Raw genomic sequence first — 25,161 nt, forward strand, 5'->3', positions numbered from 1 at the left:
TTATTCTTGTATCAGGCACTGCACATACCGCAATATTAATGCGAGTGACCTGCCAATGGATGAACATTGCCTGAAACTGTGTCTTTTACCTGAATAAATACGCGAAACAGGTCTTTTTACGTTTTGCGACAGTAAACGAAACGGCACAAAACAGCACAAAACAGCGAATTCTTGAAAAATAACTTAAATTTCAACATTTCCACAAGAAATCATTGTATATAAATCAATAATTTAACATTAATTCACACCAACAAGTTGCGCAAGTCCTTTGCTCAGCCAAAAATTTTTAAAACTGGTTTATGATGCATTGCAGCAGTTCGCAACAGTTTGATTAAGTGTTTTTTCTAAGCTTGTTTCGCCCTGTGTCATTTGGTCCCGGCTATCCTGTTTTGACCGAGTGAATGCGTGGCCCCCTATTTGAAAGATTCACTATGCTTTATCAATTTCATGAGCTCAATCGCGCCTTTCTGAATCCCCTGACTCAATGGGCAGAAGCATCTTCAAAACTGTTCACCAATCCAGTTTCACCTTTGGCGCACACACCCTATTCGCAACGCATCGCTGCAGGCTATGAACTACTGTTCCGCCTGGGCAAAGATTACGAAAAACCAGAATTTGGCATTACCTCTACCACCATAGACAAGCAGGAAGTAGAAATTGCACAAAGTACGGCTGTCATCAAGCCCTTCTGCAAATTGCTGCACTTCAAAAAAGTCTTGAGTGACAAAGAGCTGACAAAACTCAACCAGCCCAAAGTATTGCTGGTCGCCCCTCTGTCTGGTCACCATGCAACTTTGCTGCGCGATACTGTGCGCGGCTTGTTGCCCAAGCATGATGTGTACATCACCGACTGGACAGATGCACGCATGGTGCCTTTGTCTGCCGGCCCTTTCCATCTGCATGATTATATTTATTACGTGCAGGATTTCATCCATTTCCTGGGTGCAGACACGCATGTTATTTCTGTATGCCAACCGACTGTACCGGTGCTGGCGGCAATTTCCCTGATGGCGACAGCCAAAGATCCTTTGCTGCCCAAGACCATGACGCTCATGGGTGGCCCTATAGATCCACGCAAATCGCCAACACAAGTCAACAACCTGGCGACGGAAAAGAAATTCTCGTGGTTTGAAAACACCGTGATCTACAGCGTGCCGGCAAATTATCCAGGCTATGGCCGCAAGGTCTATCCAGGCTTCTTGCAGCACACCGGCTTTGTTGCCATGAACCCTGATCGTCATGCGCAAAGCCACTGGGACTTTTACCAGCACCTGATACAGGGTGATGATGAGTCTGCAGAGCAGCATCGTAAATTCTATGATGAATACAATGCAGTACTGGACATGCCGGCTGAGTACTATCTGGAAACCATCAAGTCCGTGTTCCAGGAATTCCGCCTGCCAACCGGCACCTGGGAAGTTGAAGGCAAGCTGGTAAGGCCACAAGATATCAAGAATGTTGCCCTGTTCACCGTAGAAGGCGAACTCGATGACATCTCTGGCCCTGGCCAAACCCAGGCAGCCCATGACCTGTGCAGCGGCATCCCTGCCAATATGAAGCAGGATTATGTGGCACCGGGTGCAGGCCATTACGGCATTTTCTCTGGCCGTCGCTGGCGCGATATCATTTGCCCGAAAATCGGCGAATTCATCAAGCAGCATTCCTGATCCATACAGGTCAATTCAGCCTGAACAAAAGCCACGACGCTCAAGGCCTCGTGGCTTTTTTGTTTGTGGCTGTTGATGTTTAGGGGGATAATCACGGCTCTCCATTGTCTTTTATGATCACCGTGTCAGAATCTCTAGCAGATCAGCTTGAAAACGCCTTGCCGCAAACCCAGTGCACCAAGTGTGGCTACCCTGCTTGCCGTCCTTATGCCGAAGCCATTGCCAACGGCACGGCCAACTACAATCAATGCCCGCCCGGTGGGCAGGAAGGTGTAGTGCGGCTTGCCAGCATACTCGGTAAGACTGTCATTCCGCTGGACATCAGTCACGGGCTTGAGCGCGAAAGACCAGTAGCGAAGATAGAAGAAGCCTATTGCATAGGCTGCACCCTGTGCATACAAGCCTGCCCGGTCGATGCGATTATCGGTGCACCCAAGCAAATGCACAGCATCATCAGCGAGCTGTGCACCGGCTGTGACCTCTGCGTTGCCCCCTGCCCGGTTGATTGCATCAGCATGCTGCCTGTCACAACAGGACAAACCGGCTGGGATGCCTGGAGCCAGCCCCAAGCGGATAAATCGCGTCAACTCTATACTTTGCGCAATCAACGCCTGATACGTGAAAAACAGGAGAATGATGAGCGACTCGCGGCCAAGGCAGCGGCCAAGCTTGTTGCACTCGAAGCGGAGCCAGCACTCAGTGCAGAAGAAGCTGCCAGCAAGGAACGCAAGAAAGCCATCATTGCGGCAGCCATAGAAAGAGCGCGCATCAAGAAACTGCAAACACAAGAAGACTCAGCAAAAGGTGACAAGCAATGAATGCAGCAAAACGCCAGGCCATTTTTGAACGCTTGCGAGAACAAAATCCACATCCGACTACAGAGCTTGAATACACCACGCCTTTCGAATTACTGATAGCAGTGCTGCTCTCGGCACAGGCCACGGATGTATCAGTCAATAAAGCTACCCGATTACTTTATCCAGTCGCGAATACACCCAAGAAAATACATGCACTGGGCGTTGATGGTTTGATCCCCTATATACAAACCATAGGCCTGTTCCGCACCAAGGCCAAGAATGTGATCGAGACTTGCCGCATCCTCATGGCTGAGCATGGTGGTGAAGTACCACGTCAGCGCGAAGCACTGGAAGCATTACCCGGCGTAGGCAGAAAAACTGCCAATGTCGTCATGAATACCGCCTTTGGCGAACCGACTATCGCGGTGGATACGCATATCTTCCGGGTATCGAACCGCACCGGTATTGCACCAGGCAAAAATGTCGATATCGTCGAGCAAAAGCTCATGAAATTTGTGCCCGCAGAATTCAAGCAAGATGCGCATCACTGGCTGATATTGCATGGCCGTTACACCTGCATTGCCAGAAAACCCAAGTGCTGGAACTGCATGATCGCCGACTTATGTGAATTCAAGCAAAAGACGCCCTTGCCCGATTCAGTTTAAAAAGCATTCACGCAAGAACAAAAGCCTGCATTTTTGCAGGCTTTTGTTTTTTAACAGAGCATCAAGAGATTCAGACTATCTTGCACGCTTCATCAAAACTCAGACGCGGGGAACGTGGGAACAATTGCTGTGCATCGCCATAACCAAGATTGCAGATGAAATTGACTTTAACCGTCGTGCCGGCAAAAAAGGCAGCATTGAGCTTGTCTGCATCAAAACCCGACATAGGACCGCAATCGAGGCCCACAGCGCGTGCGGCGAGCATGAAGTAAGCCCCTTGCAGCGATGAGTTACGGAAAGCCGTTGCATCGATATTGGCTTGATTGCCAACGAACCATGAACGGGCATCTGCATGCGGGAATAATTGCGGCAGCTTTTCAAAAAACTCCATATCCATGCCGATGATGGCAGTCACTGGTGCTGTTTTGGTTTTTTCAAAATTACCCTGGGAAACACAACCCAGCAATTTTTGTTTTTCAGCTTCGGACCTGACAAATACTATGCGAGCAGGAGAACAATTGGCAGAAGTAGAGCCCCATTTCATCAAATCATATATTTCTTGCAACTGCACATCAGTAACCGGCTTGTCCAGCCAGGCATTGTGGGTACGTGCATTGGTAAACAAGGTGTCGAGAGCGTCTTTGGATAACATGGAGTATTCCTTTCAAATAATCGGAGGATAATAACTCAAGTCGTCAAAAGCTTCAGGGCAGCAAAAGAAAATACCTTTTACAATAGGCGCACTTTTTAATTTGGACCAGCCATGTTCACCCCTAGCCAGCACGATGTACGCCGTTTTTTTTGTGAAACCTTTAGAAAAACCCGCGAAAACCTGATACTGACACCAATAGAAATCATTGCCTCTGACTGGATCAGGCAGCATCCCGAGTACGACAATGAGCTTGCAGATATAGAGCAAGCCCTTGAAGCCAACTACAGTGTGGATCAGGGTCAGACCAACCCCTTCCTGCACTTGTCCATGCACTTATCGATAGCCGAGCAAATCTCGGTTGATCAGCCACCCGGCATCAAACAGGCGTTTCAGATACTGGCCAGAAAACATCAGTCTGAACATGAAGCACACCATGAAATCATGGAATGTCTGGGGGAAATGATATGGAACTCACAAAGGACAGGCTTGCCGCCAGATGGGCAAGCGTATATAGAATCGCTGAAGATGCGCTGCAGCTAAGCTGCGTATTATCGACTGACTGTACACAAATTCATTTAAGGTTAATCGACCGAAATCCATCCCCACCCTGAGCCGTCCACCGCGCCGCTCATAGGCACTTTAGATTCTGTCGGCACAAAGCAAAAAAGCGAGGCTCAGCCTCGCTTTTTTTACGTAACCAACTATTATTTCAGCTGATCGTTCAAGAGTTGCAGGATCTTGTCTGCCACTGGTGAAGATTCAACCTTGCCGTCACTGCCATGTACGGATACCTGGCTGGTTTCGCCAGTCGTCGTGTTCTTGACCAGAATGCGGTATTTCTGCGCATTCTTGGCTGCATCGCTGGATGAGCCGAACGAGAACAGGCGTGAGAAGAAGCCTTCGCTGGCGCCTTTAGTCTTGGCATCGATGTCCTGATCAACATAACGGACAAAGTACAAGCCCTGGGAACGGTCACGGTCTTCCACTGTAAAGCCTATGCGGTCCAGCGCCAGACCTACCCTGCGCCACGAACGGTCAAAGGCCTCATCCACTTCAACAAAAGTCTTGCCATCAACCTTCAGCAATTGAGAGTGCGGCTTGCCTGTTGCGGCAGGTGACGCCACAGCAGTTTTGGCTTTTTCACCATCAGAACCCAGGCGCACCATCAGGCGTGACAAGAATTCAGCTTCCAGGCCAGGATCAGCAGCACGAGGTGTCCATACCGTACCATCTTTCTGCGCGCCAACCAGTACCTCTTGTGCGCCGCGATGGCTGATATAGATCTCTACTTCGCCATTAGCACTACGCTCAATGCGGGTACGGAATTTATCACGCTCACCCGTTGAGTACAAAGAATCAAGCACTTTACCCAGGGTACTGCGGATAATATCCTGAGGAATCTTGGCGCGGTTCTCTGCCCAATCAGTTTCCATGACGCCAGCTTCCTGGTTTTCCACATTGATCAGGAAACCCAGTTCCTGCCAAAAGTCTTTCAATTGTGGCCACAGGGCTTCAGGCGTGTCTTTAACGACCAGCCAGCGGGCATTGCCATTGCGTTCTATACGCATGCTCTGCACTTGCTTGACTGCAACTACGCCAGAGTTAGTGGCGACTTTATTTCCTTTTTCCAGGTTGTAGCTGGATGCTGTAGCACTGCTTTTGTTTGCTTCAGGAATGGAAAAACGACTATCGCGTCGAATTTGCGTCAAATCTGGTGGCACCTCCAGGGATGCAGTCGTTGCCTTACTGGCACTTCTATAGTCGATCTTGTTAGGTTCGAGGATATTGCCGATCGAACTACAGCCAGTCAAACCTGCCAGCGCCAGCGCGCCTATGATGCCGTTTTTAGCAACAAAGCTTTTTGCCATGTGAAAGTCCCTACGTATTAGTATCGAGTATCAATTAAAACTGCGTGAAGCAAACGTGCAAGTTTCCAAGCCGTTCAGGGGGAGTCATTGTAATACACCCGCCTCACGCATTGCTGCGCGAACGGTTTCATGATATTGCTCAGCCATCGTTACCAAAGGCAAACGAATACCAGTTGGTATCAAACCCATTTCTACCATCGCCCATTTCACTGGCAAAGGATTAGGTTCGATAAACAATTTATTGTGCAAAGGAATCATGCGGTTATTGATGGCAACGGCTTCCTTGACATCGCCGCGCATGGCAGCTGCACACAATTCATGCATGGCTTTGGGAGCAACGTTGGCAGTCACCGAGATATTGCCTTTGCCGCCGTACAGCATCAGCGCTACTGCCGTCGCATCATCACCAGAATATACGGCGAAAGAAGCTGGGGCCAGACGTATCAGGTCTGTACCTCTGGCGATATTGCCTGTTGCATCCTTGACACCGATAATGCCAGGAACTTGCGCCAGACGCAGTATAGTCTCATTCGACATGTCTGCAACAGTACGGCCAGGTACGTTGTACAAGATAATAGGAATATCAACAGATTCAGCAATCTTTTTGAAATGCTGGTACATGCCTTCCTGGGTAGGACGATTGTAATAAGGCACGACTTGCAAAGAAGCATCAGCACCCGCCTGCTTGGCAAACTTGGTCAGGTTGATCGCTTCTTCAGTCGAATTACCACCAGAACCGGCAATGATAGGGATGCGCTTATTGGCATGCTCAACCGCCACACGTATTAATTCGCAATGTTCCTCGACAGAAACAGTGGGAGACTCACCTGTCGTACCAACGATGACGATGCCGTCTGTGCCTTCGGCGATATGCCAGTCTATCAATTTGCGCAAACAAGGCAAATCAAGACTGCCATCTGCATGCATGGGGGTTACGATCGCAACCAGACTACCCTGAATCTTTGTCATGTTAATGCAAGAAAAAAGTAAAACCCTGATTGTAGCGGATACGCTGCTAAACGGGGCGCAAATAGCTGGAATAAGCCTCTAAACTTGTGAGCATTTGCTTCAAAGCTTATCCAAAACACTGATTTTTCCAGTTTTTCTGGCACAAATACGCTGCACCATGGCTGGCTTAGGCTGCTCGACATAGCCATCTTCGTAAGCGATGATGGACATAGTCACTGCGGGATTAGACTGCATTTGCGCCAGAAGTTCGCCTGATCGTAACAAAAATGCAGGATTAGAGGGTTTACCAAAATTCTCATTACCGGCAGCAAAGGTTTCATAAATCAGCAAACCATCCGGTTTCAGACTGGCGAGTATGTGTGGGAATAATGGCCGGTGCAGGTAGTTACAGACGATGATGGCGGTAAAACTATGCTCGGCAAAAGGCCAGTCATAGCCACCCTCGCCGGCCTCAAGATCATGCCCTTTAGTCGCTATACCTGCGGCTTGCATGCCAGCAAGGCTTGCAACATCCCTGTCCAAAGCCAACAAAGGTAACCCAAGGCAGTGCAGATAGAAACTGTTTCTCCCAGTACCACAGGCCAAATCAAGTATTTGCCCGGCATCTGCATTAAGCAAATGAAGGTAGCGTTGCAACCAGCTTGAAGGCAGGCTCAAAAGAAGAACTCCAGAGTGCAAAATGCCAGCATCAACCCGCTCCCAATAAAAGGCTAAAGGGATACATGAATAGGGATAACAAGAAGTTACCTGCCAGCATAACTGGCGTCATCCAGAAATCAAGCACATTCATCATCGCAAGACCGATGACGATGAAGAAGCCATATGGTTCAATCTGCGCAAATTTATATGCCAGATTATGCGGCAGCAGGCTAAAAAGTATGCGACCCCCATCCAACGGGGGGATGGGGAACAGATTGAAGGCAAACATCATCAGATTAACGATCAAACCTGCGTTGGCCATACTCATAAAAAATTTAGCCATACTCAGGAAAAACTCTTCCTGCACCTGCATCTTTTGTATCAATGCGGCAAGCAACACCCATGCAAATGCCATGATTAGATTTGCCATAGGCCCGGCCAGAGCAACCCAGGCCATATCACGCTTAGGTTTTTTCAAATTGGAATAATTAACTGGCACCGGCTTGGCGTAACCAAATAACAATCCGGTCCCCGTAGAAATATAAATGACAGCCAGAACAACAGGAATCAGAATGGTGCCAACTGGGTCTATATGCACCATGGGATTCAAGCTTACCCTGCCCTGGCTATAGGCTGTCAAATCACCAAGGTATTTGGCGACATAGGCATGAGCCGCTTCATGCAAGGTAATCGCAAAAATAACAGGTAGCGCATAAATGCAGATTGTTTGGATTATCAGGTCCATTGAGTATTTCTATTTAAGTCTGTCGTTGAAGAGGAAATTGCCCCTGCCATCACAATCCGAACAAAGCAGCGTCACCACGTCCCTGGCGCACCAGTTCTGGAATTCCGCCGGTCATGTCAATGACGGTTGTCGGCACCAGGCTGCAAGCCCCGCCATCAATGACCAGATCGACGAGTTTTGAAAGCCTGTCTCTGACCTGCTCAGGATCAGTCAAAGGTTCTTCTTCATCGGGCAAGATCAGTGTGGTGCCCAGCAAAGGTTGCTTCAACTCTTCCAGCAAGGCATGGGTGATAGAGTTTTCCGGTACGCGCAAGCCTATGGTTTTGCGCGATGGGTGGCTCAGGCGGCGCGGCACTTCCTTGGTCGCTTCCAGGATGAAGGTATAGGGTCCTGGTGTAGCAGCCTTCAACATGCGGTACTGGCTGTTATCAACTTTGGCATATTGTGCAATTTCAGACAGATCGCGGCACAGCAAGGTCAGGTGGTGTTTTTCATCAACGCCGCGAATTTTGCGCAGACGCGTGACCGCATCCTTATCGTCCAGATGACAAACCAGTGCATAGCAAGAATCGGTAGGCAAGGCAACGATGCCGCCATCATCAATAATTTGCACGGCCTGCCTGATCAATCTCAGTTGGGGATTATCAGGGTGAATTTGAAAAAATTGGCTCATAAAAAGAAGAAAGGCGGTAGCTCAGCTACCGCCGCAAAATAATTATAAAATTAACGCATGTTCTGTAATGCGGCAATACGTTGCTCTAGTGGCGGATGAGAAGAGAATAAAGCACTCCAGCCAGGTTTATCACTAATGCCAGATGCGGCCATCGATTTTGGCAACTCGCCCGGTTGCAAACCACCCAGTCTTGCCAAGGCATGCATCATGGGCTGGCGGTTACCCAGCAAGTTCGCCGAACCGGCATCTGCACGAAATTCACGCTGACGCGAAAACCAGTTAACGATCATGGATGCAGCAATACCAAACAGTATCTCACATACAAATACCGTGATCATATAACCTATGCCCGGCCTGTCATCATCATTATTGCGAAATACTGCCTTATCCACTGCGTAACCAACTACCCGGGCCAGGAATACCACAAAAGTATTCACCACACCCTGTATCAGTGCCATGGTCACCATATCGCCATTGGCGATATGCGCCACTTCATGACCGAGTACGGCTTCTACCTCTTCCCGAGTCATCCCCTCCAGCAAGCCAGTGGAAACAGCAACAAGTGCAGAATTCTTGAAAGCACCAGTGGCAAATGCATTGGCCTCACCGTTATAGATCGCCACCTCAGGCATAGCGATGCCCGCCTTTTCAGACAGGGCCTTGACAGTATTGACCAGCCAGAGCTCGGTTGATGTAGATGGAGATTCAATGACCTTGGCACCCGTTGACCATTTCGCCATGGGCTTGCTGATCAACAACGAAAATATGGCCCCGGTAAAACCGACAACCAGGGAAAATGCCAACAAGGTCGATAATTGCAGGCCGTTCGCCGTCAAAAACCGGTTAACGCCCAACACGGATAGCACAACCGACATGACGGCAATCACCGCCAGATTTGTCAGCAAGAACAAGACTATGCGCTTCATGAACACCTCCCAAAGGAACACACGATTCATGCCCTGTTACATATGGCTTAAACCCGCGTTTTCAAGGCAGCATCTTCAAGCCAGAGACCACTGCTCCCACACAGGTTTTGCTATTTTTGGCAAGGGTGGCAAACGCCCAATATCGACCTCGGCATCCTGAGGAGAGTGAAAATCAGAACCACGTGAGGACAAGAAACCATAATGCGCAGCAATCCTGGTGTATTCCTCATACTGATCCACCGTGTGGCTACCAGTCACAGTTTCTATTGCCAGGCCACCAAGATTCTTGAACTCGGTAAAAAAGGCATCGTAAGCCAATGGGCTAAGATCATAGCGCCCAGGATGTGCCACTACAGACACACCACCGGCACCACATATCCAGCCCACCGCCTCTGCCAGAGTCGCCCAGCGATGAGGAACAAAACCTGGCTTGCCATCTGCCAGATAATGTCTGAATACGTCGGACACCGTGGCGCAGGCACCAATCTCCACCAGGTAACGGGCAAAATGTGAACGCGAAATCAGGTCAGGGTTGCCGACGTATTTGAGCGCGCCTTCATAGCTATTGGCTATACCTGCCTTGCTCAGCAACTCCGCCGCCATATCACGCGCACGACGCTCACGGCCTGAGCGTGTTTGCGCCAGGCCACTGACCAGATCAGGATTGGTTTCATCAATATTGAGGCCAACAATATGGATAGTCTTGCCAGCCCAGGTAATCGAGATTTCTACCCCGGCAATATATCCCATGCCCAGGTCCAGTGCCGCAGCACGCGCCTCAGGGATGCCGCGCACTTCATCATGGTCAGTCAGTGCCCAGACATCCACCCCATTTAACTTGGCGCGCTCTGCCAGTTGCGACGGTGTCAACACACCGTCAGAGACGACGGAGTGGCTATGTAAATCGGCATTTAATTCTGGAGATAACATGATGAGTACGGTGGAAAATCAGGCTGGCGGTGTTTATTTTTTTCCAGACTGCCTGTTTTAGCCAGGAATTGCTTGTGTATGCATCTATACATCGTGCACCTATACACCGCCCTACTGAAGTATTGTACTCTCCAAGACAAGATCGTGCTGCACTGCACGATCCTTTGTTTTTATGGCATGACTTACAGCTTCATCTCTACACGCAATGTCCAGGTGGTGTAGGTTCTTGATGTATTGTAATCAGCACGGTTGATCGCAGGAGACACTGGCGTCGCAGGCGCGACAATAGAACTACTTGTTAAGTAATCATTGGCACGTAAGTTATTGGCAGACAGGCGTACCTGTAAAGTCGGACTGAATTTCCACAAGCCATACAAATCTAGCTGACGTTTTATACCAGTAGTATTTAATTGCTCCACGCTACTCTGCACCTCATAAGCGGGTGTCCAGTTGATGTTCCCGCCTACAGTCAAAGGGATGCCTGCTGGGCGATAATCCAGGCCAAAATTTGCAGTTTGGCTGGGTTGCTGATCAAGGCGATTATTTGGTCCCGGAATCTCATCGACCTTGGACCAGAAATGGCTATAGTTGCTGCGTACATCGATCGCCGGGCCATCAGGGAAAAATTCCTGCAGTTGGAATTTTGCTTCCAGCTCTATGCCACGGGTCGTGGCATGACCGATATTAACGGGCATGGAAACCTCACGGGTTACAGGCACACCATTCACCAATTTTGTGACTGGATCAGTACGCCTGCGTATCAGGTTATCAATGTCGCGCACAAAGAAATTAGCACTGATGATACCTGCACGCGTCAGATAATGTTCAAAGGCCAGGTCCAGCCCTTTGGATAATTCCGGCTTCAAGTCAGGATTTCCCGTGCGGTCTGGACGGTATTTGCTGTTTTGATTCGAATAACTAGGCAAGGCAATTAAGTCATTCAAGGCTGGCGCACGATAGCTATGCGTCAAACTCAACCTGACCTGATCCTTGCCTGCACCTGGTATACGCCATACACCGTGCAACACCGGGCTCCAGACACTACTGGTATTTTCTATCACGCCGCTGGCCGTCGTACTGCTGGTCTTAATACCTTCCCAGCGCAAGCCTGCATAAGCAGAAAACTGGGGGTTGATATCAAACTCATCTTGTGCAAACACCGCCATGCGCCGTGTGCTGGCGTCCAGATTATCTCCTGACTCAGCGAATTGTGGTTGTCCATTATCCAGCGAAACACGGGTCTGGCTACGCTTGCCCACTTCCAGGTCCCAGCCTGCCGCCAGGGTATGCCCTTCCCCATAAGGCTTGCTATACTTGCCGCCAGTATTGAGGCTGCTGTCACGGGTATTATTGATATCACTGATGACATCAAGCTGATTGCCAACGCTATCAAACTGATAGCGCAGCGAAGAGTTTTCCATCTTGCCCAAGCCACCACCAAATTTGATATTCAGCTTGGCATTGTCTTCAAACTTATGCTGCCAGTTACCAAAGCCACGCAGGAAGGTGGTTTCTCCATGCGCGGACGAGGTTGCCAGGGCAAAACGCTGAGTGGTGATATTGGTGGCGTTTGGATCGCGGAAAATCTCGGCAACATCACTGCGAGTATTGGAGTCACTGCGTGAATTCATCAAGAAAGGTTGCACCATCAAGGTATCGCCATTCTCAAATTTATAATTGAAGCGCGGAGTCAGATGTATGCCCGTCGTCTTGCGATTGGTTTGATCATGCTGATTTTGCACTAACATGTCATTGCCAACCGGATCTTTTTCGTCAGTCAATGTATTGCCATCATCATGCTGGCGATTTTGGGAAATAGAACCACTCAAGGCATAAGACAGGTTACCGAATTCTCCAGGCACAGTAATCGACACGTTGGGTGCAAGCCTACCCTGCTCTACACCGAGCGACAGTTTCAGATCCGTGTTTTTTTGCTTGTACTCTTCCCGCAAAACAATATTGATGGTGCCAGCAATCGCCTGGGTGCTGTATTCAGCCACGGTACCGCGTATGATTTCTATGCGTTCTACCTGGTCAGGTGTCAGGCTGTCCATGGAGAAGCCGCGTGGCGCACGTTCACCATTAAGCAGTATCTGGGTATAACCATTGCCCATGCCACGCATGCGTATATCACCGCCACGTCCTGGCCTGCCGCCCACAGTCACGCCGGGCAGGCGTTTCAACACCTCCCCGAGATTGCTATCGCCATTCCTGTCCAGCTCTTCCCTGCCGAAAATAATTTTGGCTGCAGTGGATTGGCGGCGCTCTTCCTGGTCAGTACGGCCACCATTGATGGTGACTTTTTGTATATTGTCCTTGCTGGCTGCTTCAGTTTTTTTGTCGCCTGTCTTGGCTTTGGCTTTCACGTCCTGAGAATTTTCCTCAGTACTTTTGATGGCTTCAGGAGGGGTAGTTTGCGCATAAGCAAACGTGGTCACTGAGAAAACACTGGCAACCGCCAGTGTCAGGGTACGCAATCTAAATTTTGGATACATAGGTTTCAAACGTGAAAATACAAAAACTGCATGAGCGCAAACAGGCAGCGCTCGCTCATGTCAGGATTGTATTTTTAAGCAAGCTTGAATACCAGCAAACACCGGTTCATATTTGTATAGAATTGAAACAGTGGGCTTGAGATGGTTACTTTGTGATACCAGACAAAATCTATGGTTTTCAGGCTTTACGGAAACGCCATAGCGCAATTACACCAAAAACAGCAGCAAAAGCCAGTTGCACGCCCACTGCGGGCAAAGCAGCTTCCAGCCCCAGGCCACGCCAGGTCATGGCATCCAGACCATCGACAGCCCAGCGTGTAGGCACAATCAGGGTCAGGCTTTGCAACCATTGCGGAAACATGAAAGAAGGCATCCAGGCACCGCTGAGCATAACCATGATCAGGGTCGCAAACACCGATATGCCACGCGCTGCCTCAGGGGTTTTGCCAAAGGCAGCAATCAACAATCCAAAACTGGCTGTCATCAGGGAGAAAGAAACCACTACGCCGATGAAGCCAGGCAGACTTCCTGCTATATGCACATTGAATACAAAAACCGCGACCAGAAAAATAAAACACATGAGGCCACAGGCGATCAGGGCACATGACAGCGCCCTGGCGATCAGCACTGTATTCAGGCCAACTGGCGCGGCCAGCAAGCGGTTCCACAAACCCAACCGCCTGGCCAGCAGTATGCCGATGCCAGCATCTATCGCCATGAATAAAATAAACTGCACACTCATGCCTGCAAATGAATGAGCATAACCATTGTATTTATTGGTGACTGGGTCACCTGCGGTCATGGCCTGATCCTTGGTAAGGAAGGGCATGCTCAAGCCAGTATTTGCGGCCTTTGCTGATTTTGCTGCATCTGTTGATTTTGCAGCAGAAGCGCTTGCTGAACCCGCATCTGCAGCAGTATCTGCAAGCTCAGTTTTCTGCTGGCTAAGCTGAAATTTTTTCAGGCTACCAAGAAAGTTATGCAGCTCACCTTTATTTTTATTGGCTTCATCCATCTTTTCCAGCTCTTGCAGGCTCTGGTCTATGAACTTGGTACCTGATTTGCCACCAAACATTTCGGCACTGACACTTTGCATGACTTGCTGCGTCAACATACCCTTGACCATAGCCAACACCGCAGTTTGAGAAGGGTCGTAAAAAATAAGCAGCTCTGGTTTTTCCTTGCCACCAAACAAGGCTCCGCCAGCCTGATCACCAAATTTTTCAGGTATCAGGACCGCCATATTGAGCTTGCCTTTCAGCACCAGAGCCTTGGCCTCTTCAAGGGGTAATTCCTTGACTGACAGAGTGGCCTCTTCCTTCAGGCCCTTTACTATTTTCTGGCTGATCACATGATCATCCTGACTGATCACGGCGATCTCTATCTTGGCCGCATCTTTGGCCTCTCTGCCGCCAGTGACAAACCCAAAGAATGCCCCCAACAGTATGGGCATCACCAGGTTAAGCAATAAAGCGCGACGGTCCGCCAGGAACAGGATCAGGTCTTTTCGTATCAGTGCGATCAGGGCAGTCATTATGGTTCCTCAGTATTTCGCATTCTTATTGGAGGGATTTCAAGCGCAAATCAAGAGAAAATCAATCGCGCAAACTACGCCCGGTCAGGGTCAGGAATACCGCTTCAAGATTGGTTTTTGCAGTCGCAAAATGATTGGTCTTGTAGCCGTTTTTTGCCAGCCAACTCAGCAAACCAAAAGCTACCTCATGCTCAGTCAGCGTGACATCCAGATGCTTGCCGTGGTCTGACATATGCACACTATCGACACCTGGCAAGACACTCAGAGCAGCAACATCTGTCTCGGTGATCTGCGTATTCAAATCCAGTTGCAACGCTGCCTTGGCAGGCAAACGGCGATACAAATCTGCCGGGGTTTCATTGGCGATGACTTTGCCATGGTCGATAATGACAATATGATCAGCCAGACGCTCAACCTCTTCCATGTAATGACTGGTATAGATAAGCGTGCGGCCTTGTGCCTTGAGCACATCGAGGCTATCAAAAATCGCATTGCGGCTTTGTGGATCAACGCCAACGGTAGGCTCATCCAGTATCAATAATTCCGGGTCATGCAAAAGTGCGGCGGCAATATTCAGGCGACGTTTCATACCACCAGAGAAAGTCGATGGCTTGTCATTTGCCCTGTCCGCCAGATTGACCAGCTCCAGCACCGCATCGCAGCGCTGTTGCAGTTTGCTGCCAGACAGACCATACAAGGCACCAAACAATTTGAGATTTTCTCTTGCTGGCAATTCGTCATACAGCGCCAGGTCTTGCGGTACCAGCCCTATTTTAAATTTAACCGCATTATTGCCGGCACCCATGGTCTGCCCATCCAGCAATACCTTGCCCTGCTCAGGCTGCAACAAGCCGCAAATCATGCTGACCGTGGTTGATTTGCCTGCTCCGTTTGGCCCCAGCAACCCCAGGGTTTGCCCGCGCTCAATAGTAAATGAAACATCATCAACGACCTTGCGTGCGCCATATGATTTAGTCAAGTTCTGTACATCCAGCAGCGTGCTAGCCATGGGATTTGCCTTAATGGAGAACAATTGAACACAATTTAAAGAACCAGTGTCAGCAATGGTAATTCAAACAATGCTTTTACAGCAATCAAGAATCCTGACTATGCGCGAGTTTGCAACAGATGGGGCAATACCAAGGGTAAAGACATAAAAAAAAACCTGCTTATTTGAAGTAAGCAGGTTTTCAGGTTCAGCCAGCCGTTTTCAGGCAGGCTTTGATCTTCATGATCAGTCGGCGCGATCTGCCAGGTTCAGGTTCAATTGCGAACGCAGCAAGTCTTCAGTATCTGGGCGCGGGCTATTACGCGCTGTTTCCAGCTTGTCGAGATAACCAGACGTGACATCACCCGTGATGTAAAAACCATCGAAGCAGGATGCTTCTATGTTTTTCAACAGCGGGTTAACATCGGAAATTGAACGCTTCATGGCCGCCACATCCTGATACACCAGAGCGTCAGCAGTGATTTCACGGCAGACTTCTTCTTCACTACGGCCATAGGCGATTAATTCGCTACGGGTAGGCATATCGATACCGTAAACGTTAGGGAATTGCACCGGTGGCGCAGCAGAAGCAAAAATCACGCGCCTTGCACCAGATTCGCGTGCCATTTGCACGATTTCACGGCTGGTCGTGCCACGGACGATAGAATCATCGACCAGCAAGACACTCTTGCCCTTGAATTCAGAACCAATGGCATTCAACTTTTGGCGTACAGACTTACGACGCACAGCCTGGCCTGGCATCATGAAAGTGCGGCCTATATAGCGATTCTTGATAAAGCCTTCGCGATAATCAAGATTCAATTTTTGCGCCAATTCCATTGCCGATGGGCGGGAAGAATCAGGGATAGGCATGACGACATCAATTTCACCATCGCGGAATTGATTACGTACCTTGTCGGCCAGATACTCACCCATTTTCAGGCGGGTCAGATACACCGAGGCGCCATCAATGATGGAATCAGGACGGGCCAGATATACATATTCAAATGCACATGGGTTCAAGCTAGGATTATCAGCACATTGCTGGGTATGCAATTTGCCATCCATATCGACGAACAAGGCTTCACCTGGTTCTACGTCACGCAGGAACTTGAAGCCCAGGCCTTCGAGCGCAACTGATTCGCTGGCAATCATGTATTCAGCGCCGTTTTCGGTTTGTGAAACGCCGACGCACAAAGGGCGGATACCAAATGGATCACGGAAAGCCAGCAAGCCGTAGCCAGAGATTTGTGCAACAACAGCATACGAACCACGTACACGCCTGTGCAGCATCGCAACAGCGCGGAACAGACCTTCTGGGTCAAGCGAATAACCGCTGGTGACTTCCTGTATCTGATGCGCCAGGATATTGAGCAAGACTTCAGAGTCAGAATCGGTATTCAAATGACGGCGGTCATTTTTGAACAGCTCTATCTTCAGCTCTACCGCATTGGTCAGGTTGCCGTTATGTGCCAGCACGATACCAAATGGTGCATTCACATAAAAGGGTTGCGCTTCTTCTTCGCTGGTGGAGCCGGCAGTTGGATAACGTACTTGCCCAATACCGACATTACCAGGCAAGGAACGCATGTTGCGGGTACGGAATACGTCACGCACCAGACCATTCGCTTTATGCATGGCGAATTTATTGCCATGATTTGTTGCGATACCAGCTGCGTCCTGACCGCGGTGCTGCAACAACAGCAGCGCGTCATAAATCAATTGATTGACAGGATTATTTGAGAATACGCCTACGATGCCACACATGGTGGACTCCTAAAAAAAACAATTAAAACTTTACATGCTCCGAAACCGAGACTGGCAACAGCGGGATCACCGTGCGCGCTGCGGTTTCTGCAAGAGGGCTAAGCCATGCATGGGTCCAGAACGGCTGTTGCGGTATGGATGTCATACCGCACACCAGCACGGCAGCCAACACCAGTATGCAACCACGCGCCAGACCAAACAGACCACCAAGACCCCGGTCTGCCAATGTCAGGCCGCTAGCCTTGATCATGGCATCCACCGCCATCATGATCAGCGCCATCAACAGGCGCACACCGATAAACAGGGCAATAAAGGCAACAATCAGGCGCAGCATCTGGCCTGGCACCATGGATGGCAACCAGGTCGTCAATACATCACTATAGGCATTGGCAATCACAAATGCGACCACCCAACTGACCAGCGACAAAATTTCTTTAATTAAACCGCGCAGCGTACTGATCACGATGGAACAAACCAGGATCAGCAGCACGAGATAATCAAACAATGTCACGCCAGATATTCCTTACTCATTAGTTAGGTGGCAGGCTGGCACTCAGGCCCAGCTTGCTTAATTTGGCGCGCATTTTATCTGCCTCTTCTTTGGAAGCAAAGGGGCCTACCCTGATCCTTGTCACTTCACCATTCGTGGTGATGATCTTTTGCGTATATGAACGTATATTCGCCGCGTTCAGCTTGGCTTGCACTTCATCCACTTTGGATTGTGTGGAAAACGCGCCTGCCTGCACCGTGTAAGATGATTTTTCTGCAGGTTTGTCTGCGGCTTCCGGCTTGCTGACTACCGGCTTGGTAGCTGGTGGAGTTTTACCTTCGAGTATGGCGAGCGCACGGGCAGCCTCATCATCGGCATTGCCAGGTTTGGCGACAACTGGTTTGACATCAGTTTTTTCAGACTTGGCAGGCTTGGCTTCAGCTTTAGGCTCATTTTTTGCCGTAGCCACGTCCTTCTCCACCGCTTTGACTGGAGCTGGAACTGGCTTTACCTCAACTTTTGGTTCAGGTTTGCTTTCTGCTTTTACTACAGGTTTGGTTTCTGTCTTTGTTTCGGGTTTTGTTTCTGTTTTTACTTCAGGCTTGACTGGCTTGGCCGTTGCTGGCGCAGTCTGGGCCAGCGTAGTACCGCCCGCAGTGGTCATGGACTTGACCTGTCTGTCGGCACCATCAGTGGCAGCAACTTTGTTTTTTGGCGTCGTTGGTACTTCTATAATTTCTTCAGGCGGCTCATCTGGCAGCTGTTTTTTGGATTTTGGCGCAACAGTATCAGCGGTGATATCCGGCGTTTTATCCTTAGAGGGAATGCGGATATTGATATCATCAGGCAAAGGCTTGGGATCAGAATCCAGGATCATGGGCAAGCCTATGATGGCAGCAAGTGCCAGTGCAACGGCACCTATCAGGCGGCGCCTGGCACGTTTCTTCTCTGGCAATATGGGATCATCGACCTTCGAGCGCCTTCTGGGCTCGGCCTTTTTTGTCCTGGAACGAGTTTCGATACTCTCTTCTTCAGCGCGGGAACGGAATTCACCGCTATCCTGAGTATCGGAAGTTTCTTGCTTCTGTGTAAAACGCGAGAGCAAACCCATGTGCAAATTTCTGGTTGGTTAGCAAGCGGGTCCGTCATCAACAAACCGGCTTGCAAAAAACATCAATGGAGAGCAGAACGACGGGCGCGCATCACACCTGCTACCGTCAAAAACGATCCAAAGACCACTATTCTATCATTTTCGCCTGCCTTGCTGATGGCGTCTGCATATGCCAGCTCTGGCGACTCGAAACCAGTGACAGTTTTTTCAGTATCTGCCAGCACGCCAGCGGCGACCAATTTGTCTTTCAATACCTCAACTGGGGCCGCTCGCGGCAAAGGCAAGGCCGTGACGCACCAGTGATCGACTTTTTCTTTCAATTGAGCAATGACGCCGTCAATGTCCTTGTCCAGCATGGAACCAAATACCGCATAGGTATAGGCATGAAAGCCCATATTGTCGAGATTTTGTGCCAGCGTAGCGGCGGCGTGCGGATTATGCGCCACATCCAGCACCACGGTAGGGCGACCTGGCATGACCTGGAAGCGACCCGGCAAATCCACCATGACCAGACCAGTACGCACTTCTTGCGCGCCGACTGGCAGTTCAAGCTTCAGGGCTTCCAGCGCGGCCAGCACGGCAGAGGCATTCAAGAGCTGGTTGGCACCACGCAAACTAGGGTAACCAAGGGAATTACGGCGCTGGTTGCGCCCGGCAAAATTCCATTGCTGTTTGTCGCCGTTATAATTGAAATCACGGCCAAACAGCCACAGATCAGCACCTATCGCCTGCGCATGGTCTATCAGGGATTGGGGTGGCAAAGGGTCGCCACAAATCGCTGCCTTGCCAGAGCGGAAGATACCGGCTTTTTCAAAGCCTATCTTTTCACGGGTATCACCGAGATAATCTACGTGGTCGATATCAATGCTGGTAACAATGGAGACATCAGCATCAATGACATTCACGGCATCCAGGCGACCGCCGAGACCCACTTCAAGGATCACCACATCAAGCTTGGCATCAGCCAGCAATTTACAGATTGCCAAGGTAGTAAATTCAAAGTAGGTCAGTGAGATATCGCCACGTGCCTCTTCCACATCATTGAAAGTGGAAATAAAAACATCATCCTTGACCATTTCGCCATTGATACGGGCACGCTCATTGAAGTCAAGGAAATGCGGCTTGCTGTACAGGCCAACACGATAGCCGGCTTGCATCAACACGGCTTCCAGCATGGCGCAGGTAGAGCCTTTGCCATTGGTTCCAGCGACCATGATGACGGGGCAAGCATAGTGGATCGCCAGCTTGTTTTTGACCGCTGCAACGCGGTCCAGGCCCATATCGATTTCTTTGGAATGGCGAGTTTCGAGTACGGCCAGCCAATCAGCCAGGGTGGCAGGTAAATTTGTCATAAGATAAAAAAAGCCCGAACAAAATGCTTCGGGCTTGATAGGTATTTAGGTATTCAATATATTTCAGGTGGATACTGCTTCAGCAGGCTGGTTTTGCAACAAAGCCAGCAAACGCGCAATCTCTTCACGCATCTTGCGACGATCGACGATCATGTCGATCGCGCCTTTTTGCAGCAGAAATTCAGAACGCTGGAAGCCTTCTGGCAATTTCTCACGTACGGTGTTTTCAATCACGCGTGGGCCAGCAAAACCGATCAGGGCTTTTGGCTCTGCCATGACCACGTCACCGAGGAAGGCGAAAGAAGCAGACACGCCACCCATGGTAGGGTCAGTCAGCACTGAGATGAACGGCAATTTCTTTTCAGACAATTTGGTCAGCATGGACGTGGTTTTTGCCATTTGCATCAGGGACAACAAGCCCTCTTGCATACGTGCACCACCAGTAGCGGTAAAACAAATGAAAGGTACTTTTTGCTCCAGCGCAGCCTGCACGCCACGCACGAACCGTTCACCCACCACAGAACCCATGGAACCACCCATGAATTCAAATTCAAAACAAGCTGCCACGACAGGCACTGCCATGATGGAACCACCCATGACAATCAGGGCATCGGTTTCACCGGTAGTTTCCAGCGCATCTTTCAGGCGATCAGGGTATTTTTTGCTGTCTTTGAATTTCAGTGTATCGATAGGCAAGACTTCCTGGCCAATTTCATAACGGCCACCGGCGTCGAGCAAAGCATCCAGACGTTCACGTGCGCCTATACGCAAATGATGGCTGCATTTTGGGCAAACATGGATATTGGCTTCCAGATCAGAACGGTAAAGCACCGCTTCGCAAGAGGGGCACTTGACCCACAAACCTTCGGGAATCGACTTACGATTTGCAGATTCCGAGCGTTGTATACGCGGTGGCAACAGTTTTTCTAACCAACTCATGTTTTCTCCTTATGGCCGCCAGGCTGTCTTTTTAACAACCCGGCATCAGGTTCATTCTGGTAAAAGAACCAGTCAGGCGCGTATTTTACTCGTCCAAAGCCTGTCTGACACCAGAAATAAAGCTTTTCACTGCAGCAACTGCATTTTCACGCGGGGTATTTTCCAGTTCCTGGATGATACGCGAGCCTATCACCACCGCATCCGACACTGTGGAAATCGCTCTTGCCGTCGCCCCGTCACGTATGCCAAAACCCACGCCTACCGGGATTTTGACATGCTTTTTGATACGCGGGATCATCGCGGCAACCGCATCCAGATCCAGTGCACCAGAACCAGTGACACCCTTCAGCGACACATAATACACATAACCACTAGCAATTTTACCAACTTGCGCTATGCGCTCATCTGTCGATGTCGGTGCCAGCAGGAAAATGGTATCCATACCCTGTTGCTGCATTTTACTTGCAAATTCTTCACATTCTTCCGGCGGGTAATCGACTACCAGCACACCATCCACCCCAACTTCAGCTGCCTTGGCAATGAATGCATCCTGGCCCATGCGCTCTATGGGATTGGCATATCCCATGAGCACAATCGGTGTCTTTTGATTACTTTGCCGGAATTCGCGGACGAATTGTAATACATCCCGCAAGCCAACTCCAAATTGCAAGGCTCGCTCAGAGGCGCGCTGTATGACAGGGCCATCTGCCATGGGGTCAGAAAACGGCACACCCAGCTCGATAATATCCGCCCCGCCCTCGACCAAGGCATGCATTAAAGGCACAGTTAATTCTGGCGCAGGGTCACCTGCGGTGATGAAAGGGATCAAACCTTTTTTGTTATTGGCTGCCAATGCAGCCATGGTATTTTGAATTCTTGACATCTTGTCGGTCCTCATCTGATGCACTATTGGCAAGGCAATGGCATCAATTTCAATTCTTGATAGGGAGGACATACAGGCAACATCTCTCTATGTATGTGCCTGTATGTCATTGCGCAATAGCTAATCAGAACTTCAAGCCTGCCCGCTCAGCGACGGTGTGCATATCCTTGTCACCACGCCCCGACAGATTCGCCAGGACGATCTGATCCTTGGGCAAAGTCGCAGCAAGTTTGGCTGCATAGGCCAGAGCATGGCTGGATTCCAGTGCGGGGATGATGCCTTCTATGCGGCAGCAATCATGAAAAGCCTTGAGCGCCTCATCATCGGTAATGGTCACATATTGCGCGCGGCCACTTTCCTTCAACCATGCATGTTCTGGCCCCACACCGGGGTAATCAAGACCTGCTGACACAGAATGCGTTTCGATGACCTGGCCATTCTCATCTTGCAGCAGATAAGTACGGTTACCATGCAATACACCAGGGGAACCTGCAGTCAACGAGGCAGAATGCTTGCCGCTTTCCAGCCCCTCGCCTGCTGCCTCAACACCGACAAGCCTGACTTGCTGGTGATCAATGTAAGGATAAAAAATGCCCATGGCATTCGAGCCACCGCCTACGCAAGCCACGACATGGTCTGGCTGACGCCCGGTTTGCTCAGGCATCTGCCATAAGCATTCCTCACCGATAACAGACTGGAAGTCCCTGACCATCATGGGATAAGGATGCGGGCCAGCCACCGTGCCTATGATATAAAAAGTATTGTCGACATTCGCCACCCAGTCACGCATGGCTTCGTTGAGCGCGTCTTTCAGGGTCTTGGAACCAGACTCAACTGGCACCACGGTCGCACCGAGCAACTTCATGCGGTACACATTTTGCGCCTGACGCTTGACGTCCTCAGAACCCATGTAAACCACGCACTCGAGACCAAAACGGGCGCAGATGGTGGCTGTAGCAACACCATGCTGACCAGCACCAGTCTCGGCAATCACACGCGGCTTGCCCATGCGCTTGGCCAGCAAAGCCTGGCCGATGACATTATTGATCTTGTGGGCACCGGTGTGATTCAAGTCTTCACGCTTGAAATAGATTTGTGCCCCCCCCATCAAATCAGACCAGCGCTTGGCGTGATACACAGGCGACGGACGACCGACAAAGTATTTCAATTCATTGCGAAACTCGGCCAGAAACTCAGGATCATGCTGGTACTTGGCGTAGGCTTCTTTGAGCTCTGTCAGTGCATGAGTCAGCGTCTCGGACACAAAAGTGCCACCAAACTGACCAAAATGGCCACGTGAATCGGGTAAATGATATTGGGCTGACTGATAAATTGCCTGACCGGCGATAGACTGGCGCTCGAACTGAGCATCCAAAGACTGGAGTTCTTTCATTTTCTTTCCTTCAAACTGGCTTGAAAGCGATGCGCCGCGGAGATACCCCAGCTACCATCACTATTCCTGATTGTCTGCCAGACGCACCGCAGCTATAAACGCACGCACGCTGGCCTCATCCTTGATACCCTTTGCCGCCTCCACACCACTGCTGATGTCGACCGCAAACGGGCGAACCTGACTAACTGCGCCAGTCGCGTTCTGTACGCTCAAGCCACCACTTAAAACGACCCGAGGCGCGAGCTCTTTTGGAATGAGAGACCAATCAAAAACCTTTCCACTACCGCCGTACCCATCAACATGGGTATCTAGCAATAAACCACTGAATAAAGGACTAGCATTACGATAAGACTGCTCACATTCTAGCAAATCCTCAGACCTTGTGTCAGCTTTGACGCGATAAGCACGAATAAAAGGACGATTGACACTGGCTGCCAGACTCGCACATTGCTCTGGCGTTTCATCGCCGTGGAATTGCAGCAATTGCACGGGAGCCTTGCTGATGACATCTTGCAAGCCTGCTTCATCGATATTTACGAACAAGCCGACCGACATGACGAAAGGAGGAATTTCACTCAACAAAGCACCAGCAACTTCTGGCCCTACATAGCGCGGGCTGGGTGGATAAAACACAAAACCCAAGGCATCAGCCCCAGATGCGACAACAAAGCGCACATCTTCTGCTCGGGTCAAGCCGCAAATTTTGATTCTGGTTTTGTGTTGCATATTGTGTTGCATAGATGTCACCAAGTTTTAGTTTGCTTTATTTTACCTGCTTAATACCGTCCCCCTTCATGCCTTGAGTAATTTCTGGCATCTCTTGTGCGATAATTAATTTACCACTTCAGCCAAACACGCCATGAATTCACCCGCGACAAAACCGCTCATCACCCGGCTATTCGGATTGGATATCTGCAATATGCGTTTTGCAGATGCCAATCAGCATTTGCTGGAAGTTGCCAGCAGTCGTGACCATGCGAGTCGCGTGGTAGTGACGCCAAATGTGGATCATATGACCAAGCTCGAATATGAGCCTGAGTTCAAGACCTTGTATGCCACTTCAGATTATATTTTTGCTGATGGCATGCCGATAATCTGGGCCAGCAAGATGTGCACCCTGCCCTTGCCGGAACGTGTGACTGGGGCTGATCTGTTCGTGTCGCTATGCCGGGGTTGCATAGAAAAAGATTTGTCGATTTTTGTCTTGGGCGGCATGCCAGGGCAAGAAAGCCTGTTGCTGGAATCATTCGCCAAGACTTACCCTGGTCTCAAGGTTGATATTTTTTGCCCATCCATGCAGTTCACTGCCGACGGCGCCGAAAGTGATCTGGCCATACAGCGCATACAGGCGGCAAAACCAAATATCCTGTTCATTTGCCTGGGCATGCCCAAGCAGGAAAGACTGGCGTTTCGCTATCGCGCACAATTCACCACTGACAACGTGCCATTGATATTGTGCGTGGGTGCAGCAATGGAATTTGCGCTCGGCCAGAAAAAACGTGCGCCTTTATGGATGCAAAAGATAGGTATGGAATGGTTCTGGCGCCTGGCCAGTGAACCGCGCCGTCTGTGGCAACGCTATACCACACAAGCCTGGCGCTTTGTAGGGCTATTGCTGCGCGAAAAAAAAATACAGAAACAAATGCGGAATTTAAATTCAACTACAAAATAAAAAAGG

The 25,161-nt window shown here is 49.9% G+C and carries 24 protein-coding genes; 5 read left to right on the forward strand and 19 right to left on the reverse strand.

From position 1 onward, the window contains the following. The first annotated feature begins 431 nt into the window (after positions 1 to 431). The 3 genes from ACO0LI_RS09845 (at position 432) to nth (ending at position 3,129) form a co-directional block, all read left to right on the forward strand. Entirely contained in the window at positions 432 to 1,667 is a 1,236-nt protein-coding gene (locus ACO0LI_RS09845; RefSeq protein WP_423032416.1) for a polyhydroxyalkanoate depolymerase, read from the forward strand. 113 nt (positions 1,668 to 1,780) lie between these two features. Next, positions 1,781 to 2,485: an electron transport complex subunit RsxB gene (gene rsxB / locus ACO0LI_RS09850; RefSeq protein WP_423032446.1), complete on the forward strand. Its 705-nt coding sequence runs from the start codon at positions 1,781 to 1,783 to the stop codon at positions 2,483 to 2,485. Beyond that, positions 2,482 to 3,129, forward strand: a complete 648-nt coding sequence (gene nth, locus ACO0LI_RS09855; protein ID WP_423022470.1) for an endonuclease III — start codon at positions 2,482 to 2,484, stop codon at positions 3,127 to 3,129. The genes rsxB and nth overlap by 4 nt, the downstream gene beginning before the upstream one ends. 70 nt (positions 3,130 to 3,199) lie before the next feature. On the opposite strand, the gene ACO0LI_RS09860 is transcribed toward nth, so the two are convergent. After that, positions 3,200 to 3,781 (reverse strand): malonic semialdehyde reductase, encoded by a 582-nt coding sequence (locus ACO0LI_RS09860; protein ID WP_422951005.1) that lies wholly within the window; start codon positions 3,779 to 3,781, stop codon positions 3,200 to 3,202. 111 nt (positions 3,782 to 3,892) lie between these two features. On the opposite strand from ACO0LI_RS09860, the gene ACO0LI_RS09865 reads away from it, so the two are divergent. Then, positions 3,893 to 4,321: a DUF1841 family protein gene (locus ACO0LI_RS09865; protein WP_422951004.1), complete on the forward strand. Its 429-nt coding sequence runs from the start codon at positions 3,893 to 3,895 to the stop codon at positions 4,319 to 4,321. Positions 4,322 to 4,485: 164 nt separating this feature from the next. Here the strand turns inward: ACO0LI_RS09865 and bamC are convergent, their stop codons facing one another. The 18 genes from bamC to ACO0LI_RS09955 form a co-directional block, all read right to left on the reverse strand. Then, positions 4,486 to 5,649 (reverse strand): outer membrane protein assembly factor BamC, encoded by a 1,164-nt coding sequence (bamC, locus tag ACO0LI_RS09870; protein ID WP_422951003.1) that lies wholly within the window; start codon positions 5,647 to 5,649, stop codon positions 4,486 to 4,488. Between the two features lie 84 nt (positions 5,650 to 5,733). Next, positions 5,734 to 6,618 carry a 4-hydroxy-tetrahydrodipicolinate synthase gene (gene dapA, locus ACO0LI_RS09875; protein ID WP_422951002.1) on the reverse strand — a complete coding sequence of 295 codons (885 nt, stop codon included), beginning with the start codon at positions 6,616 to 6,618 and terminating at the stop codon, positions 5,734 to 5,736. A gap of 99 nt (positions 6,619 to 6,717) precedes the next feature. Further along, positions 6,718 to 7,275: a class I SAM-dependent methyltransferase gene (locus ACO0LI_RS09880; protein WP_423032417.1), complete on the reverse strand. Its 558-nt coding sequence runs from the start codon at positions 7,273 to 7,275 to the stop codon at positions 6,718 to 6,720. Between the two features lie 31 nt (positions 7,276 to 7,306). Next, a complete protein-coding gene (locus ACO0LI_RS09885) occupies positions 7,307 to 8,002 on the reverse strand; it encodes a site-2 protease family protein (RefSeq protein ID WP_423032418.1) in 696 nt (231 codons plus the stop codon). A gap of 49 nt (positions 8,003 to 8,051) precedes the next feature. Then, positions 8,052 to 8,675 carry an L-threonylcarbamoyladenylate synthase gene (locus ACO0LI_RS09890; RefSeq protein WP_422950999.1) on the reverse strand — a complete coding sequence of 208 codons (624 nt, stop codon included), beginning with the start codon at positions 8,673 to 8,675 and terminating at the stop codon, positions 8,052 to 8,054. A gap of 50 nt (positions 8,676 to 8,725) precedes the next feature. Next, positions 8,726 to 9,601 (reverse strand): protease HtpX, encoded by an 876-nt coding sequence (htpX, locus tag ACO0LI_RS09895; protein WP_423032419.1) that lies wholly within the window; start codon positions 9,599 to 9,601, stop codon positions 8,726 to 8,728. Between the two features lie 75 nt (positions 9,602 to 9,676). Next, the gene (locus ACO0LI_RS09900; protein ID WP_423032420.1) at positions 9,677 to 10,531 is read right to left on the reverse strand and encodes a 3',5'-nucleoside bisphosphate phosphatase; all 855 of its coding nucleotides are present in this window, start codon (positions 10,529 to 10,531) and stop codon (positions 9,677 to 9,679) included. Between the two features lie 182 nt (positions 10,532 to 10,713). Beyond that, positions 10,714 to 13,026 carry a TonB-dependent receptor plug domain-containing protein gene (locus ACO0LI_RS09905; RefSeq protein WP_423032421.1) on the reverse strand — a complete coding sequence of 771 codons (2,313 nt, stop codon included), beginning with the start codon at positions 13,024 to 13,026 and terminating at the stop codon, positions 10,714 to 10,716. 178 nt (positions 13,027 to 13,204) lie between these two features. Next, complete coding sequence (locus ACO0LI_RS09910; RefSeq protein ID WP_423032422.1) at positions 13,205 to 14,560, reverse strand: ABC transporter permease; 1,356 nt, start codon at positions 14,558 to 14,560, stop codon at positions 13,205 to 13,207. Positions 14,561 to 14,621: 61 nt separating this feature from the next. Next, complete coding sequence (locus tag ACO0LI_RS09915) at positions 14,622 to 15,569, reverse strand: ABC transporter ATP-binding protein (protein ID WP_423032423.1); 948 nt, start codon at positions 15,567 to 15,569, stop codon at positions 14,622 to 14,624. 225 nt (positions 15,570 to 15,794) lie between these two features. Then, positions 15,795 to 17,315 (reverse strand): amidophosphoribosyltransferase, encoded by a 1,521-nt coding sequence (gene purF / locus ACO0LI_RS09920; RefSeq protein ID WP_422950993.1) that lies wholly within the window; start codon positions 17,313 to 17,315, stop codon positions 15,795 to 15,797. Between the two features lie 22 nt (positions 17,316 to 17,337). After that, entirely contained in the window at positions 17,338 to 17,826 is a 489-nt protein-coding gene (locus tag ACO0LI_RS09925) for a CvpA family protein (RefSeq protein ID WP_423032424.1), read from the reverse strand. Between the two features lie 19 nt (positions 17,827 to 17,845). After that, on the reverse strand, positions 17,846 to 18,916 hold the full coding sequence (locus tag ACO0LI_RS09930; RefSeq protein WP_423032425.1) for an SPOR domain-containing protein: 1,071 nt from the start codon (positions 18,914 to 18,916) through the stop codon (positions 17,846 to 17,848). Between the two features lie 62 nt (positions 18,917 to 18,978). Next, positions 18,979 to 20,268, reverse strand: a complete 1,290-nt coding sequence (folC, locus tag ACO0LI_RS09935; RefSeq protein ID WP_423032426.1) for a bifunctional tetrahydrofolate synthase/dihydrofolate synthase — start codon at positions 20,266 to 20,268, stop codon at positions 18,979 to 18,981. 63 nt (positions 20,269 to 20,331) lie between these two features. Next, on the reverse strand, positions 20,332 to 21,207 hold the full coding sequence (accD, locus tag ACO0LI_RS09940; protein ID WP_423032427.1) for an acetyl-CoA carboxylase, carboxyltransferase subunit beta: 876 nt from the start codon (positions 21,205 to 21,207) through the stop codon (positions 20,332 to 20,334). Between the two features lie 85 nt (positions 21,208 to 21,292). Then, positions 21,293 to 22,090: a tryptophan synthase subunit alpha gene (gene trpA, locus ACO0LI_RS09945; RefSeq protein ID WP_423032428.1), complete on the reverse strand. Its 798-nt coding sequence runs from the start codon at positions 22,088 to 22,090 to the stop codon at positions 21,293 to 21,295. Positions 22,091 to 22,214: 124 nt separating this feature from the next. Beyond that, positions 22,215 to 23,483 (reverse strand): tryptophan synthase subunit beta, encoded by a 1,269-nt coding sequence (trpB, locus tag ACO0LI_RS09950; protein WP_423032429.1) that lies wholly within the window; start codon positions 23,481 to 23,483, stop codon positions 22,215 to 22,217. Positions 23,484 to 23,543: 60 nt separating this feature from the next. Next, positions 23,544 to 24,221, reverse strand: coding sequence for a phosphoribosylanthranilate isomerase (locus ACO0LI_RS09955; protein WP_423032430.1), 678 nt, complete (start codon positions 24,219 to 24,221; stop codon positions 23,544 to 23,546). A gap of 181 nt (positions 24,222 to 24,402) precedes the next feature. On the opposite strand from ACO0LI_RS09955, the gene ACO0LI_RS09960 reads away from it, so the two are divergent. Next, positions 24,403 to 25,155, forward strand: a complete 753-nt coding sequence (locus tag ACO0LI_RS09960) for a WecB/TagA/CpsF family glycosyltransferase (protein WP_423032431.1) — start codon at positions 24,403 to 24,405, stop codon at positions 25,153 to 25,155. Positions 25,156 to 25,161: the final 6 nt, after the last annotated feature.

Origin of the sequence: Undibacterium sp. Tian12W (genome assembly GCF_049339405.1) — a bacterium.
Classification (GTDB): domain Bacteria; phylum Pseudomonadota; class Gammaproteobacteria; order Burkholderiales; family Burkholderiaceae_D; genus Undibacterium.

What these genes read in the sequence shown, in the direction of transcription:
- ACO0LI_RS09915 (WP_423032423.1), bottom strand. Translation starts at nt 15,569, where the DNA reads ATGGCTAGCACGCTGCTGGATGTACAGAACTTGACTAAATCATATGGC.
- ACO0LI_RS09905 (WP_423032421.1), bottom strand. Translation starts at nt 13,026, where the DNA reads ATGTATCCAAAATTTAGATTGCGTACCCTGACACTGGCGGTTGCCAGT.
- ACO0LI_RS09900 (WP_423032420.1), bottom strand. Translation starts at nt 10,531, where the DNA reads ATGTTATCTCCAGAATTAAATGCCGATTTACATAGCCACTCCGTCGTC.
- bamC (WP_422951003.1), bottom strand. Translation starts at nt 5,649, where the DNA reads ATGGCAAAAAGCTTTGTTGCTAAAAACGGCATCATAGGCGCGCTGGCG.
- ACO0LI_RS09860 (WP_422951005.1), bottom strand. Translation starts at nt 3,781, where the DNA reads ATGTTATCCAAAGACGCTCTCGACACCTTGTTTACCAATGCACGTACC.
- ACO0LI_RS09865 (WP_422951004.1), top strand. Translation starts at nt 3,893, where the DNA reads ATGTTCACCCCTAGCCAGCACGATGTACGCCGTTTTTTTTGTGAAACC.
- ACO0LI_RS09845 (WP_423032416.1), top strand. Translation starts at nt 432, where the DNA reads ATGCTTTATCAATTTCATGAGCTCAATCGCGCCTTTCTGAATCCCCTG.
- ACO0LI_RS09910 (WP_423032422.1), bottom strand. Translation starts at nt 14,560, where the DNA reads ATGACTGCCCTGATCGCACTGATACGAAAAGACCTGATCCTGTTCCTG.
- ACO0LI_RS09885 (WP_423032418.1), bottom strand. Translation starts at nt 8,002, where the DNA reads ATGGACCTGATAATCCAAACAATCTGCATTTATGCGCTACCTGTTATT.
- ACO0LI_RS09960 (WP_423032431.1), top strand. Translation starts at nt 24,403, where the DNA reads ATGCGTTTTGCAGATGCCAATCAGCATTTGCTGGAAGTTGCCAGCAGT.
- htpX (WP_423032419.1), bottom strand. Translation starts at nt 9,601, where the DNA reads ATGAAGCGCATAGTCTTGTTCTTGCTGACAAATCTGGCGGTGATTGCC.
- trpA (WP_423032428.1), bottom strand. Translation starts at nt 22,090, where the DNA reads ATGTCAAGAATTCAAAATACCATGGCTGCATTGGCAGCCAATAACAAA.
- trpB (WP_423032429.1), bottom strand. Translation starts at nt 23,483, where the DNA reads ATGAAAGAACTCCAGTCTTTGGATGCTCAGTTCGAGCGCCAGTCTATC.
- rsxB (WP_423032446.1), top strand. Translation starts at nt 1,781, where the DNA reads ATGATCACCGTGTCAGAATCTCTAGCAGATCAGCTTGAAAACGCCTTG.
- ACO0LI_RS09955 (WP_423032430.1), bottom strand. Translation starts at nt 24,221, where the DNA reads ATGCAACACAATATGCAACACAAAACCAGAATCAAAATTTGCGGCTTG.
- folC (WP_423032426.1), bottom strand. Translation starts at nt 20,268, where the DNA reads ATGACAAATTTACCTGCCACCCTGGCTGATTGGCTGGCCGTACTCGAA.
- ACO0LI_RS09930 (WP_423032425.1), bottom strand. Translation starts at nt 18,916, where the DNA reads ATGGGTTTGCTCTCGCGTTTTACACAGAAGCAAGAAACTTCCGATACT.
- accD (WP_423032427.1), bottom strand. Translation starts at nt 21,207, where the DNA reads ATGAGTTGGTTAGAAAAACTGTTGCCACCGCGTATACAACGCTCGGAA.
- dapA (WP_422951002.1), bottom strand. Translation starts at nt 6,618, where the DNA reads ATGACAAAGATTCAGGGTAGTCTGGTTGCGATCGTAACCCCCATGCAT.
- ACO0LI_RS09890 (WP_422950999.1), bottom strand. Translation starts at nt 8,675, where the DNA reads ATGAGCCAATTTTTTCAAATTCACCCTGATAATCCCCAACTGAGATTG.
- nth (WP_423022470.1), top strand. Translation starts at nt 2,482, where the DNA reads ATGAATGCAGCAAAACGCCAGGCCATTTTTGAACGCTTGCGAGAACAA.
- purF (WP_422950993.1), bottom strand. Translation starts at nt 17,315, where the DNA reads ATGTGTGGCATCGTAGGCGTATTCTCAAATAATCCTGTCAATCAATTG.